At 68.0% G+C, this 12247-nt stretch carries 12 protein-coding genes and 2 tRNA genes; 6 read left to right on the top strand and 8 right to left on the bottom strand.

Annotated elements, in window-relative coordinates:
- The first annotated feature begins 364 nt into the window (after nt 1–364).
- Nucleotides 365–856, top strand: coding sequence for a single-stranded DNA-binding protein (locus ACT3UL_RS08450; protein ID WP_444577801.1), 492 nt, complete (start codon nt 365–367; stop codon nt 854–856).
- 27 nt (nt 857–883) lie between these two features.
- On the opposite strand, the gene ACT3UL_RS08445 is transcribed toward ACT3UL_RS08450, so the two are convergent.
- Nucleotides 884–1435: a PPA1309 family protein gene (locus ACT3UL_RS08445; protein WP_444577800.1), complete on the bottom strand. Its 552-nt coding sequence runs from the start codon at nt 1433–1435 to the stop codon at nt 884–886.
- A gap of 154 nt (nt 1436–1589) precedes the next feature.
- On the opposite strand from ACT3UL_RS08445, the gene ACT3UL_RS08440 reads away from it, so the two are divergent.
- The 3 genes from ACT3UL_RS08440 to ACT3UL_RS08430 all read left to right on the top strand — a co-directional run bounded on the left by ACT3UL_RS08440 (nt 1590) and on the right by ACT3UL_RS08430 (nt 5361).
- Nucleotides 1590–4682 carry a UPF0182 family membrane protein gene (locus ACT3UL_RS08440; protein ID WP_444577799.1) on the top strand — a complete coding sequence of 1031 codons (3093 nt, stop codon included), beginning with the start codon at nt 1590–1592 and terminating at the stop codon, nt 4680–4682.
- Between the two features lie 188 nt (nt 4683–4870).
- Nucleotides 4871–4944 (top strand) — tRNA-Met (locus tag ACT3UL_RS08435).
- A gap of 343 nt (nt 4945–5287) precedes the next feature.
- Nucleotides 5288–5361 (top strand) — tRNA-Met (locus ACT3UL_RS08430).
- Nucleotides 5362–5572: 211 nt separating this feature from the next.
- Here the strand turns inward: ACT3UL_RS08430 and ACT3UL_RS08425 are convergent.
- The 4 genes from ACT3UL_RS08425 to ACT3UL_RS08410 all read right to left on the bottom strand — a co-directional run bounded on the left by ACT3UL_RS08425 (nt 5573) and on the right by ACT3UL_RS08410 (nt 7526).
- Entirely contained in the window at nt 5573–6175 is a 603-nt protein-coding gene (locus tag ACT3UL_RS08425) for a DUF1349 domain-containing protein (RefSeq protein ID WP_444577798.1), read from the bottom strand.
- Nucleotides 6176–6372: 197 nt separating this feature from the next.
- Nucleotides 6373–6633, bottom strand: a complete 261-nt coding sequence (locus tag ACT3UL_RS08420) for an FAD-dependent monooxygenase (RefSeq protein WP_444577797.1) — start codon at nt 6631–6633, stop codon at nt 6373–6375.
- 15 nt (nt 6634–6648) lie between these two features.
- Nucleotides 6649–7056 (bottom strand): hypothetical protein, encoded by a 408-nt coding sequence (locus ACT3UL_RS08415; protein WP_444577796.1) that lies wholly within the window; start codon nt 7054–7056, stop codon nt 6649–6651.
- Nucleotides 7053–7526, bottom strand: coding sequence for an FAD-dependent oxidoreductase (locus tag ACT3UL_RS08410; RefSeq protein ID WP_444577795.1), 474 nt, complete (start codon nt 7524–7526; stop codon nt 7053–7055). Before ACT3UL_RS08410 ends, ACT3UL_RS08415 begins: the two co-directional genes overlap by 4 nt.
- 103 nt (nt 7527–7629) lie before the next feature.
- Between ACT3UL_RS08410 and ACT3UL_RS08405 the strand changes: the two genes are divergently transcribed.
- Together ACT3UL_RS08405 and ACT3UL_RS08400 are read left to right on the top strand one after the other, a co-directional pair.
- On the top strand, nt 7630–8208 hold the full coding sequence (locus ACT3UL_RS08405; RefSeq protein ID WP_444577794.1) for a TetR/AcrR family transcriptional regulator: 579 nt from the start codon (nt 7630–7632) through the stop codon (nt 8206–8208).
- A gap of 98 nt (nt 8209–8306) precedes the next feature.
- On the top strand, nt 8307–8957 hold the full coding sequence (locus ACT3UL_RS08400; RefSeq protein ID WP_444577793.1) for an SGNH/GDSL hydrolase family protein: 651 nt from the start codon (nt 8307–8309) through the stop codon (nt 8955–8957).
- Nucleotides 8958–9069: 112 nt separating this feature from the next.
- Here the strand turns inward: ACT3UL_RS08400 and ACT3UL_RS08395 are convergent, their stop codons facing one another.
- From ACT3UL_RS08395 to ACT3UL_RS08385, 3 genes are all read right to left on the bottom strand, one after another.
- Nucleotides 9070–9975: a C2 family cysteine protease gene (locus ACT3UL_RS08395; RefSeq protein WP_444577792.1), complete on the bottom strand. Its 906-nt coding sequence runs from the start codon at nt 9973–9975 to the stop codon at nt 9070–9072.
- Between the two features lie 52 nt (nt 9976–10027).
- Entirely contained in the window at nt 10028–11248 is a 1221-nt protein-coding gene (locus ACT3UL_RS08390; RefSeq protein ID WP_444577810.1) for a pyrophosphate--fructose-6-phosphate 1-phosphotransferase, read from the bottom strand.
- Nucleotides 11249–11446: 198 nt separating this feature from the next.
- Nucleotides 11447–12241 carry an inositol monophosphatase family protein gene (locus ACT3UL_RS08385; RefSeq protein WP_444577791.1) on the bottom strand — a complete coding sequence of 265 codons (795 nt, stop codon included), beginning with the start codon at nt 12239–12241 and terminating at the stop codon, nt 11447–11449.
- Nucleotides 12242–12247 lie beyond the last annotated feature (6 nt).

Below are 12247 nucleotides of genomic sequence, written 5' to 3'. Positions count from 1 at the left end.
GGATGTCCAGAAGCGGTTCGAGACGGCTCGCGCGACGGGCTCCGGCCTGGTCATCCCGACCGCGTGAACTGACGCAGTGAAGTGACGCAGTGAACTGAGCTGCAGCAGCGCCTCGCAGCGCCTCGCGGCGCCAGCTCGATCACGCAGCTGCACGAACGGCCGGTCCCTCCCGTGGGGGCCGGCCGTTCCGCATGCGCACCGTCGCCGATGCCTCGGCAGCGAAGCGGGGACCGTTCCTCCCCAGTGCACCGTCGTCCACAATCCAGACGCTCCTCTGGAACAGGCCTGCGCGAACGGCAACTCTGGATCCATCGGCACGGAGCCGACGCCGGGAGGTCCCCGGCACTCCAGGAAGGACATCACCATGCGCGATATCCAGACGACCCTCATGGGGAACGCGACCGCAGACCCCAGCTCCCGTCAGCATGAGGACGGCACCAGCACGACCATCGTGCGCATCGCCGTCACCGGTCGCTACTACGACTCCGCCAGGAGCGACTTCATCGACCGCAAGACGGAATTCGTCAGCGTCTACACCCGCCGCGCTCTGGCTCGCAACGTGCTGGCGTCCGTGAAGAAGGGGCAGCCACTGGTGGTCACCGGTCGGCTCGGCAGCTCGGAATGGCAGGCGGAGGACGGCACCCAGCGCCACACCCTGACGCTGCAGGCCGAGGCGATCGGCCATGACCTCACCTTCGGGACCACGGCCTTCACCCGACCGATGCGGGCGGACGAGGTCCCCGACCTCAACCGCGACACGGGAGAGATGCTCGATGCAAGGACCGTCGACGCCGACGTGACCGAGGAGCTCACAGGGAGCCCGGCGGAGGACACCGTGCTGGCCGGCGCGTCCTGAGCGGGCGGCAGGCTCCCTGAGCGGAGATCAGCCGGCAGGTTGCAGCGTCTGCACCAGAGCGGCGGTGACATCCGGGAGCAGCGCGGCGCCGAGGACGTAGCCGTTCTTGTCGCCGCGATGCACGGCGGACCAGGTCGTTCCGTCGGGCAGGGCGGCGACGACCACGCGCAGAGGCCGGTCCGTGGGGATCGTGGCCCGGGAGTCGTCCTCATGCAGCGTCCAGCTGGACGGTGAGAGCTCGCAGGCGATCGCGCCGCCGGCCGCAAGATCCGGCCATTGCACGACCTGCAGTGCGGCCAAGGGGTCCTGTGCGGCGGGCGCTGAGCTCTGGTCCGAGGAGTCCTCGTCGAGGTCGATCGGTGTCAGATGCAGATCATCCGGGGCGCCGGTGCCGTCCGTGCCGACGCCGAGCAGGCCGGCGAGAGCGGGGGAGGCGGCCATCAGCTCGGCGCTGCGGGCCAGCGCATAGAGGCGCGGTGCGGGGAGGGGAGTGCCCTCGATATGACGGGAGATGTCGAGCACCGCTGCGGCGAGGGCCGCGGTCGGAGCGTCGAGTGGGTCCGTTTCGGGAGTCGTCATCGGATCGAGAGGTCCCTTACAGGTTCGCCTGACAGAATGGACGCGTCACCGCTCTGTGTGCGGCGGCACCACACTGTACCCGGAGACCGGTCACTCCTCCTGCGCTGGCGCAGGGGACCCGTGGGCTCCGACACCGAGGCACCCGAGGTTATCCGTGAGTTTCTCCGCCCCATTCGGCGATGCACCCCGGCCGCGCCCGCGTCCGGCCCCTGATTCGAGCACGTCCACGACCCGGAGGATCTCGCCACTCGGGATCACCGCGATCGTCATCGCAGCACTGGTCGTGCTGCTGGTGGTCGCTTCCGAGGTGTGGACCAAGTACCTCTGGATGGATCAGCTCGAGTTCACCGATGTGCTCACCGTCCGCTGGCTCACGCAGGGCATCCTGTTCGTCCTCGGGTTCATCCTCTTCGCCGTGCCGTTGTTCTTCAGCCTGCGCATCGGCTACGCCAAGCGCCCGATCTATCCGCCGGTCACCCGGGAGCAGGAAGCGCTCGAGCAGTTCCGCGCCGCCGTCGATCCGCTGCGGAAGGGTCTGACCATCGCAGCGCCCCTGATCATCGGTGCCTTTGGCGGTCTTGCCGCCTCCCGCAGCTGGCAGGCGGTGCAGCTGTTCCTGCATCCCCAGAAGTTCGGGGAGACCGATCCGATCTTCGGGAACGACGTCGGCTTCTACGTCTTCACCCTCCCGGTGATCGACCTGATCATCTCCTTCGGGCAGTTCGTGATGCTGGTGGCGATCGTCGGAGCGCTCATCGGCCACTTCATCTACGGCGGCGTCGCCTGGGGCCAGGAGAACGGCCTCGAGGTCACGCGATCCGCGCGCCGGCATCTCGGTGTGCTCGCCACGATCTACGTGCTCCTGCTCGGCGCCGGCCACTGGTTCCAGCGCTACGACATGCTCGTGAACCAGAACGATCGCTTCCACGGGGCGTCCTACACCGACGTCCACGCCATCCTTCCGGCGCAGACGATCCTCGCGATCGCCTCCGTGGCGGTTGCCGCGCTGTTCGTGCTGTGGATCTTCCGCTCGGACTGGAGGATCCCCGCGATCGGTGCGGGCCTGATGATCCTGTCCACGCTCGCCGTCGGCAGCCTGTACCCCTGGGCCATCCAGCAGTTCAAGGTCCAGCCCAACGAGCGCACGCTCGAGCAGCCCTACATCCAGCGGAACATCGACGCGACCCGCGCCGCCTTCAACATCGATGACGTCGACGAGGTGCCGTACACCGCCACCACCGATGCCGAGTCCGGAGCGCTGCGTGAGGACGCCTCGACCACCACGCAGATCCGTCTGATGGATCCCAACATCATCTCGCCCACTTTCGAGCAGCGAGAAGCGAACCGTCGTTACTGGGGATTCGACAAGGTCCTCAGCGTGGACCGCTATGAGATGGACGGGGAGCTCCAGGACACCGTCATCGGTGTGCGCGAGCTGCGACCGGACAAGTTCGAGCTCAACACTCGATCCTGGGTCGACCAGCACATCATCTACACCCACGGATATGGCGCGGCCGCCGCCTATGGGAACCGGCGCAACGCCGATGGCGAACCGAGCTTCCTGCAGTCCGGGGTCCCGGGCAAGGGCGCGTTCGGAGAGTACGAGGAGCGGGTGTACTTCGGCAAGCACTCCCCGGACTACTCCATCGTCGGTGCCCCCGAGGGGGCGGATCCCGAGGAATTCGACTACCAGTCGGGCACGGATGGCGAGGAGGGCGGCCAGCAGGTCAACAACACCTATCAGGGTGATGGCGGCCCGTCCGTCGGCGGGTTCTTCAACCAGCTGCTCTACTCGATCAAGTTCCGTGATCCCAACGTCGTGATCTCCGGCTATCTCAACGAGGAATCGCAGATCCTGTACGACCGCGATCCGCAGCAGCGTGTCCGTGAGGTCGCTCCCTTCCTCTCGCTCGACTCGCAGATGTATCCGGCGGTCGTCGACGACGAGCTGGTGTGGGTGATCGATGGCTACACCACTACCGATGCCTATCCCTATTCGCGCACCCTCAACCTCGACACGGCGATCTCCGATTCGCAGACCGACCCGGGAGAGACCTCTCAGAATCGCGAGCACAGCGCGAACTACATGCGCAACGGGGTCAAGGCCACCGTCAATGCCTTCGACGGCTCGGTGACCCTGTACGCCTGGGACACGGAGGATCCGATCCTCAAGGCGTGGTCCGAGGTGTTCCCCAAGGCGATCCACCCGGCCAGCGATATCAGCGGTGAGCTGATGAGCCACCTGCGCTACCCGTCGGACTACTTCAAGGCGCAGCGTGAGCTGCTGGGCACGTACCACGTGACCGAGGCCGACGACTTCTTCGGTGCCCAGGACTTCTGGGAGACGCCTCCGGATCCCACCAGGCCGGCGCCCACCAATCCTGACGGCACCACGGGGGCGCAGGCCGCGCAGCCTCCGATGTACCTCACCATGCAGATCCCCGGTATGGAGAAGCCCGGCTTCACGCTCTCCTCGAGCTACATCCCGGCCCAGGGGCAGAACGTGCTGACAGGCTTCCTCGCCGTCGACTCGGAGACCGGCAAGGACAAGGGGAATCCGGCGGACACCTACGGCAACATGACTCTGCTCGTGCTGCCTGCCACCAACCCCGTGAACGGACCCGGCCAGGTGCAGGCCACGTTCAACTCGGAGCCGAACGTCTCGCAGGCACTGAACCTGCTGAAGTCCGGTAACTCCGAGGTGATCAACGGCAACCTGCTCACGCTGCCTGTCGGTGGCGGACTGCTGTACGTGCAGCCCGTCTACCTGCAGTCCTCCGCCTCCGGCGGCGGCACCCAGTACCCGCTGCTCCAGATGGTGCTGGTCTCCTTCGGCGAGAAGATCGGGTTCGCCCCGACGCTCGACGAGGCGCTCGACCTCGTCTTCGGCGGCGACTCCGGAGCGACCGCCGGCGACGCCTCGGTCTCCGATCCCGACGGGGTCGCCGGGACGGCCGACACCGAGACCGGTGAAGGTGCGGTCGATGCTCCTGCTGACGGGAAGAAGCCAGCCGACGGCGAGAAGCCTGCAGCGGACGCCGGCACCACGCAGGAGCAGCTCGACCAGGCCCTCACGGACATGGACACCGCGGTGGCAGACTCCGAGAAGGCGATGGCCGATGGTGACTGGGCCGCCTACGGCAAGGCCCAGGACCAGCTCGCCGATGCCCTGAACCGGGCCGTCGCGGCCAATGAGGAACTCGGTGGGGCCGGCACGCCGGCTGGGTCGGACGGTGGCGAAGGCTGACCGACTGAGGTTCCTGAGCGATCCGCAGGACGCCCGGCACCCCTGGTCCACGACCGGGGTGCCGGGCGTCCTGCCGTCCGTCCATGCGAGTCCACCCAGGTGAACGGGCTGTGAACGTGTCATGGCACACGTCGGGAGGGGTCTGGTTGGACGCCGGTGCACGATCCCCGTAAAGTGATGATTACCGACGCGGGGTGGAGCAGTTCGGTAGCTCGCCGGGCTCATAACCCGGAGGTCGTAGGTTCAAATCCTGCCCCCGCTACGAAGAGAAGGCCCCTGGCCAGTGGAGACACTGATCAGGGGCCTTCTGCTATTCCCCGGAAGCGCGCCCAGTGCTGGATGGCCAGTGCCGGTCCATGGGGGGAGATCGACTGCAGTGGGGCACGAGGCAACGCGCACTGCCTGGCCTCGTCGGCCAGGCCGACGCCCGTCCGGCTTCCATGGTCCGTCATTCGGCCCGGAGTTCGCGGAGTTCAGATCGGCAGCTTCGGTCTGTGCGCCTGTTGTAGGCAGGTGCACTGGCCGATGCCGCCGTGATGACTCTGACATTCTGTTTCCCCTGGTTGGACGCGCGGCGACGAACGCCGTAAAGTAATGGTTACCGACGCGGGGTGGAGCAGTTCGGTAGCTCGCCGGGCTCATAACCCGGAGGTCGTAGGTTCAAATCCTGCCCCCGCTACGAGATAGGGCCCCTGGCCAGTGGAAACACTGACCAGGGGCCCTAGTTCTTCGTGCATCCGACAGTGCCGGCATCGTTCGCTCCATCGGCCGCACCCTCAGATCACCTGCCGCGCGGCGCCGACGCTCGACGCCGTGTTCACCGCGGTCGACGAGGCCGCGGCAGAGAACCAGGGATGCTCCAGAGCCCCGATTCCTGGTGTTACGAGTTCTCAGGAGCCGTCGCGCTGACCCTCCAGCCGTATTGCTGTGAAGGAGATCTGGTCGAAGACGACATCGCAGCCTTCGCCGGTCGGCGACTGCACCTCGAAGCCGATCTGCAGAGGATCGGGGGACTCCAGGGCGAAGAGGCGCACCATGTCCCACCGCAGGCCGTCGAACGAGCTGTGGAACAGGAAGATGCCATCCACCCGGCTGATCCTCATCCACACGTGCTCGGCCGTGACGATCTGCGCGTTCGCGTCATCGGAGACGGTGCGGTTGACGACGGACACCACGGTCGGGCTGCCGTCCGGAGCGGACTCGAAGCACAGCTTCGCCCAGTGCTGCTCGTCGTGCCAGAGCATCAGCACCCCGGCATCGAAGGTCGAACGGAAGTCGACCGTGATACGTGCGCTGAACTGGAAGTCTCCGTCCGGCGCCGTGCCGAACAACGTCCCTGCATCGAGCGTGGGCTCCGCGCCGGGGAAGGGCGGGGCGAAGATGTCGGTCCTGGCCTGGGAGGTGGCCCGCAGCTCGTCCTCGCCGACGACCTCGAATGGCACGTTCGACGGGTCGAGCGGGAAGGGGAGCGCGGGCAGAGTGAGGGCAGGCATCATCGAACCCCTACGAGTCATCCGGGAAGGGAGAGACGGTCGCGAGCCGCGATCGGCATCGGACCCGCGATCGGTCGATCCTCAGTCTAGGGCGTGGGGTTCGGAGACATCATCACTGGCTGGCTGGCTGGCTGGCTGGCTGGCTGGCTGGCTGGCTGGCTGCGCTCGCTCGGGCCAGCTTCGAAGCCGCTCGTCAGTCAGGAGGCTCGAGCGTCATCGGACCAGCCGGCCACCTCGGCAGGGTCAGGGACGGCCAGCATCCCGTCGGCGCCGCCCTCGAGCAACGTGGCGATCTCGGCCGATCTCGGGAGCATCCTCTCCTCGTAGGCGCGTACCGCCTCGTCCACCGACGCGGAGTCCACGAGGGCGCGAGCGAGCTCCGCGGCATCGAGCATCGCGAGGTTCACCCCTACGCCGAGGGGCGGCATGAGGTGTGCGGCGTCGCCCAGGAGCGTCACGGAGGGGGAGTGCTCCTAGGCGTGCGGCACCGGGAGGGCGAAGAGCGGCCGGTCGACATACGGACCGTCATTGTCCGTGATCAACCGCGGCAGAAGTGGCGACCAGTCGCCGTACTCGGCCAGCAGGAGCGCTCGGATCCCCTTCGTGTCGTCGGGTCGCAGCGCATTCGACGCTATCCAGTCCGCGGATGTGCGCTGCATGATGTAGACCCGCATGTGGCCGTCGCCGTTCCGCTGTGCGAAAAGGCCGCGCGTTCCATCGGCCGCATGGGCGCTGCCGTGCCCGACCAGCTCGGCAAGTTCAGGATGCATGGTCTCCATCTCCTCGAACCAGGCTTCGAGGAAGCTGACCCCGGTATAGCTCGGTGTGGCCGAGGAGACGGCGGCTCGGACTCGGGATGAGGCGCCATCCGCGCCGATCACCAGGTCAGCCTCGCTCGTCGTGCCGTCGGCGAACGTGAGAGTCCGTGGGCCGCCTGTCGAACCTCCGACCGATGTGAGGGTGCGGCCCATCGGATCGTCCCGGGGTCGAGCGACGTCATGAGGAGGTCGCGGAGCAGTCCGCGATCGATCTCGGGGCTCGCGGTCTCGTCCGCCTGGGGCAGATGGTGGGCGAGCAGTGTGCCCTCGGCGTCGAGCTGGCGCATCTCCTGTCCCTCGAACCGGGCGAGCTCGAAGAACTCATCGAGGAGGCCTGCTTCGCGCAGTGCGACCTGTCCGTCGTCGTCGTGAAGATCGAGCGAGCCGCCCTGGTTGCGGTGGTTCGCATTCGGGTCGCGGTCGTGCACGGTCACCGCGATGCCGTGCTGTTGCAGGATCCGGGCGGCGACGAGGCCTCCGGGCCCTGCGCCGATGATGCTGATTCGTGCTTGCTGGGGTGTGGGGGAGCTCATGGGGGCTTCCTTTCGAGGGCCGAGGCTCAGCAGAACAGAATCAGCCCGAAAGTGCAATGAGTCCAGTTTCGGACTCGGTCAAGGTATGCGGTACGATCGCGGTATGTCAGTGTCACCACCTGTCGGACGTCGCGAACGCAAGAAGGCCGCCACCAGGCAGGCCATTGCCGATGCCGCCCTGGAGCTGTTCGTCCGCGACGGGTACGACCAGGTGAGCATCCGCGACATCGCGGAGCGGGCCGACGTGTCGACCACCACGCTCTTCGCGCACTTCCGGGGGAAGGAAGCGCTGGTCTTCGACCGCGAGGCGGACGTCGAACAGGACCTCGTCGCCGCCGTGCGTCAGCGGCCTGCGGGTCAGGACGTGATCGAAGCGCTGCGCATCCACGCGCTGACCGCCTGGGCGCGGACGGCGTCCGACCCGAGACTGGAGACATTCAGTGCGCTGGTGGAGCAGACGCCGGCCCTGCGCGAATACTCCGAGCGGATGTGGATGCGTCATGCAGGCGCTCTGGGCGTCGCCATCGCCGAAGAGCTCGGGCGTGAAGCGGACGATCTCGCGAGCTCGACCCTCGCGCGGTTCATCCTGGAGATCCCCACGCTGGTGCGAGGAGCTCCCGCTCCTGAAGCGGTCGTCGAGACGGTGTTCCACCTGCTGATCAACGGGTGGCAGTCGAGGTGATGCCTGGACGGTGCAGTGTCGTCCGGACGGTGCAGTGCCAGGACCGGTCATCATGTCGCTGCGACGTTGGTTCGGGCAGGGTCTGACAGAATCTGGACATGACGACGACGCCATCCCTTCCTGAGTCCCGGACGCTGCTGTTCATCGGGGATTCGATCACCGACTGCTCCCGCACCGAGGACCCCGACGGCCTCGGCTACGGCTACGTGAGGCTGCTGGCCGAGCACTTCGCCGCCCATGAGCCCACTGCCCGCGTGATCAACCGGGGGATCGGGGGCGACAAGGTGGAGGATCTCGTGGAGCGATTCGGCTCCGACTGCCTCGCGCACGACCCCCAGGTCGTGACCATCTACGTCGGGGTCAACGATTCCTGGCACCGGTACACGCGCGGTGAGCTCGTCACCGAGGAGGATTTCGAGGCCGGATACCGGTATCTCCTCGATCAGCTCTCCGCGACGCGTCCGGCCGCGCCCGTGCTCCTGGTGATCCCGTTCGTCGCCGATGTCAGCGACGAGATGGCCCAGATCCACGACGACCTCCACGCGAAGGTCACGATCATCCGCGACCTCGCCCGCGAGTTCCAGCACTCCGTGGTGGACCTCGAGAAGGTGCTCGAGACGGCATGGACCGTGGGGCACACCCCGGCGGGACTCGCAGACGACGGCGTGCACCCCACCATCGCCGGGCACCGCCTGATCGCCGACGAATGGCTGCGCACCTTCGCCGAGGTCGATCCGAGCCGCCGCTGAGCTGTCGGAACGTCGCTGTGTCGTCAGGACGCCGCTGTGCCGCCGGAACGTCGGGGGCGCCGCTGGGCCCTGAACGTCGCTGCGCCGTGGGGACGTCGCCGAGCGGCAGGGTTCAGCGCAGGGGCGGCGACACGTCGATCGACAGGAAGCCGCGGCGGAACGTGCGGGCGTCGAGGACCAGCACCTGTCCGGGGCGGGTGGGATTGCGCAGATGCACGTGTCCGCTGTGAGGATCCGCTCCGACGACCGCGAAGACGTGGTTGGGCGGCAGCGGGCTATGCTGAGTCATCACGCGGCCGCTGAGCGGATGGGTGGACGCGGCGATCGCGCGATGCTCCTGCCGCCACGCGTCGATCCGGCGCGCCGAGGGCAGCCGCAGGCTCGAGCGCACCGGCATCCCCAGCAGCAGCTCGAGCCCGAACCGGGCGAACCCGCGTTGCAGGGAGCCGTACCCACCGGCCACATGCGCGGCCACAGCCTTCTCGAGCACACCGACCCAGCCGGGATTCGCGCCCTCCCGTCGGCCGTAGACGAAGCGCCCGGCGCCATCGACGGGCATCCGGCGATCCACCAGGATCGGTGCGGGGACGGCGGGCAGACGCACCTCCACCGTGCCGTCAGCACCTGCTGACAGCAGGTCCCCGAGGCGCTCCGGCGCCGTCTCGTGGATCGCGAGCATCGACGCAAGGACCCAGCAGTCGCCCAGACGGCCCTGCTGCGGACGGAGCGGGCGCCGTGGCCACAGCGGACCGTCATCGAGCCTCCAGTCCGTGCCTGCCGGCCCGGGGCTGAGCTGCGTGAGGCCGGGTCGTGCGTCGGGCTCGGCACGTCCGTCGGCTCCAGCACGTCCGTCGGCCCGTGCACGCTCGTCGCCCACAGCACGCTCGTCGGCCCCGCCGGCTGCTCTGTCGTCCAATGCGTCGCGCGCCCGCCCACGACGGGCGAGCGCGCGAAGAGTGCGACGCCAGGTCCGCACCCGAGGCCGCCGGGCGATGTGCTTCGGATCGGCGGCGCTCACGGGAGAGGACTCCGGGCTCAGGGGTGTTGTCGGCTCAGTGAGCTCAGCGAGCTCAGTCGGCCTGGACCGGGACGATGGTCTGGCCGGTGCGCTCCATGACGTCCTGGAACCAGGACTGGGTGACGTCGAACGCCTTGTGCCCGGCGACCCGCTCGAACTCCACGGCGCGCAGCACATCGCCGCGCTCCTCGTCGTGGCCCACGAGGCCGGAGCCGCCCTCGAGCGCGACCTGCACGGCGTAGTCGGTCATGGACTTGATCAGGCGCAGATCGTCGGCGTTGGCCTTCGCGGAGCGCGAGAAGTAGCCCGACTTCTGGACCATGACCTTCTCCGCGCCGAGCTTCTCGGCGAACTGCTTCGCGAACCACTGACCGGGGTTGATCTGATCGATCTTCACGTGACCGAAGGGATCCTTCTCCGGCTCCTCGCCGCGGGCCTGCATCTCGGCGATGATCTCCGGGATGCCGGCGCCCTCGGACAGGAAGATGTTCACGCAGCCGGCATCGTCCATGACCGCCTTCAGGCGCTCGGCCTCCGCCTCGATGTCCAGGGCGAGCTCCGGCAGGAACACGGCGTGGACGTCCCAGCGCTCGGCGCGGTGGCCGATCCCGGGCAGCCACTCCTGCTGGGAGTGCCAGGTCTGGTAGTACGCGGCGGCCTCCGCGGTGAGATAGCCGCAGGCGCGGCCCATGATCTCGTGGATGATCAGCATCTTCGGGTTCGAGCCGTGCTCGGCGATGATGTTCTGCGCGAAGATGCTGGTCTGCTCGGCGGCGGTCCGCGCGCCGAGGGACTGACGGATCGGCACGATGTCGTTGTCGATGGTCTTGGGCAGGCCCACGACCTGCAGCTCGTGACCGTTCTCGTGGAGGTACTTCGCGAGATCCGCGGCCGTGGTGTTGGTGTCGTCGCCGCCGATGGTGTGCAGGACGTCCACGCCGTCGGCCATGAGCTTGTTCGCCGCGACCTCGAGGGCGTTCTCGCCCTCCTGGATCAGCCCGCGCTCGACGAGGTTCGCGGTGTTGGTGAGCTTGACGCGCGAGTTCCCGATCGGGGAGCCGCCGTAGTTGTGCAGCACGTGGGCGCCGGCGCGCACCTCGTCGTCGATGACGATCTTCTCGCCGGACAGCAGGCCCCAGTAGCCATGCTTGTAGGCGATGATCTCGACATCGGGCACCAGCTCGGTGTACCGCTCGATGAGGCCGCCGACGGCGGAGGACAGGCAGGGGGCATAGCCACCTGCGGTCAGCAGGGCGACGCGCTTGACGGTCATGTGGATGGGGGTCCCTTCACGGTTCGAGGTCACGACATCCCGAGTCTACCGATGCGCGCGGACCGTGGTCTGGGAGGTCCGTCCCGCCGAGCCCGAGGCGCACGACCGGCACCTGCACCAGCCTCAGCACCTGGCCGGCAGCGGCGTGGACGGACGGGGAGGCGGGGAGACAGGGAGACGGATCGGCGGGGAGCCGGGTCAGCGCTCGTGCGGGGCGAGCGCGGTGAGGAGCTCCTCGTGCAGCAGACCGTTGGTGGCCACAGCGCTGCCCCCGAAGGGGCCGTCCTCGCCCTCGAGCGACGAGAAGCGCCCGCCGGCCTCCGTGAGGATCGGGGCCAGCGCCACCATGTCGTGCAGGGCGAGCTCAGGCTCGCAGGCGGCGTCGACCGCTCCTTCGGCGACCAGCATGTACGACCAGAAGTCGCCGTAGGCCCGCGTGCGCCAGAAGCGCTGCATGAGGTTCAGCATCTGGGGGAGACGATCATGATCCGCCCAGCCGTGCAGGGAGGAGTACGACAGTGAAGCCTCCTCCACCCGGCTGACCTGGGACACCTGGAGGCGGGAGGCATTGTTGATCCGCGAACCGGTCCAGGCGCCCGCATCCGTCCCGCCCCACCAGCGCCGGGAGAGCGAGGGCGCGGAGACCAGTCCGACGACGGGCCGGCCGTCCTCGATTAGGCCGATGAGCGTGGCCCATACCGGCACCCCGCGCACGAAGTTGCTGGTGCCGTCGATCGGGTCGATCACCCATTGCCGGGAGGCGGACCCGGTGCTCCCGAACTCCTCACCGATCACCTGGTCGCGGGACCGGGAACGGGACAGCTGCGAGCGCACGAGCTGCTCGGCGGCCTTGTCTGCGTCGGTGACCTCGGTGAGATCCGGCTTGGTGGTGACCTCGAGGTCCTGCGCCTTGAAGCGAGACATGGTCAGCTGATCCACGGCGTCGGCGAGCACATGGGCGAGGCGCAGATCATCGGCATAGCGGCTGGACATGAGCCC

Origin of the sequence: Brachybacterium sp. 107 (assembly GCF_052379725.1) — a bacterium.
GTDB lineage: Bacteria > Actinomycetota > Actinomycetes > Actinomycetales > Dermabacteraceae > Brachybacterium.
This window is presented reverse-complemented; position numbering and strand designations above follow the sequence as displayed.

Bases quoted from the DNA above. Each gene is read 5' to 3' on its own strand.
- ACT3UL_RS08445 (WP_444577800.1), bottom strand. From the start codon at position 1,435: ATGACGACTCCCGAAACGGACCCACTCGACGCTCCGACCGCGGCCCTC.
- ACT3UL_RS08405 (WP_444577794.1), top strand. From the start codon at position 7,630: ATGTCAGTGTCACCACCTGTCGGACGTCGCGAACGCAAGAAGGCCGCC.
- ACT3UL_RS08390 (WP_444577810.1), bottom strand. From the start codon at position 11,248: ATGACCGTCAAGCGCGTCGCCCTGCTGACCGCAGGTGGCTATGCCCCC.
- ACT3UL_RS08400 (WP_444577793.1), top strand. From the start codon at position 8,307: ATGACGACGACGCCATCCCTTCCTGAGTCCCGGACGCTGCTGTTCATC.
- ACT3UL_RS08385 (WP_444577791.1), bottom strand. From the start codon at position 12,241: ATGTCCAGCCGCTATGCCGATGATCTGCGCCTCGCCCATGTGCTCGCC.
- ACT3UL_RS08450 (WP_444577801.1), top strand. From the start codon at position 365: ATGCGCGATATCCAGACGACCCTCATGGGGAACGCGACCGCAGACCCC.
- ACT3UL_RS08425 (WP_444577798.1), bottom strand. From the start codon at position 6,175: ATGCCTGCCCTCACTCTGCCCGCGCTCCCCTTCCCGCTCGACCCGTCG.
- ACT3UL_RS08410 (WP_444577795.1), bottom strand. From the start codon at position 7,526: ATGAGCTCCCCCACACCCCAGCAAGCACGAATCAGCATCATCGGCGCA.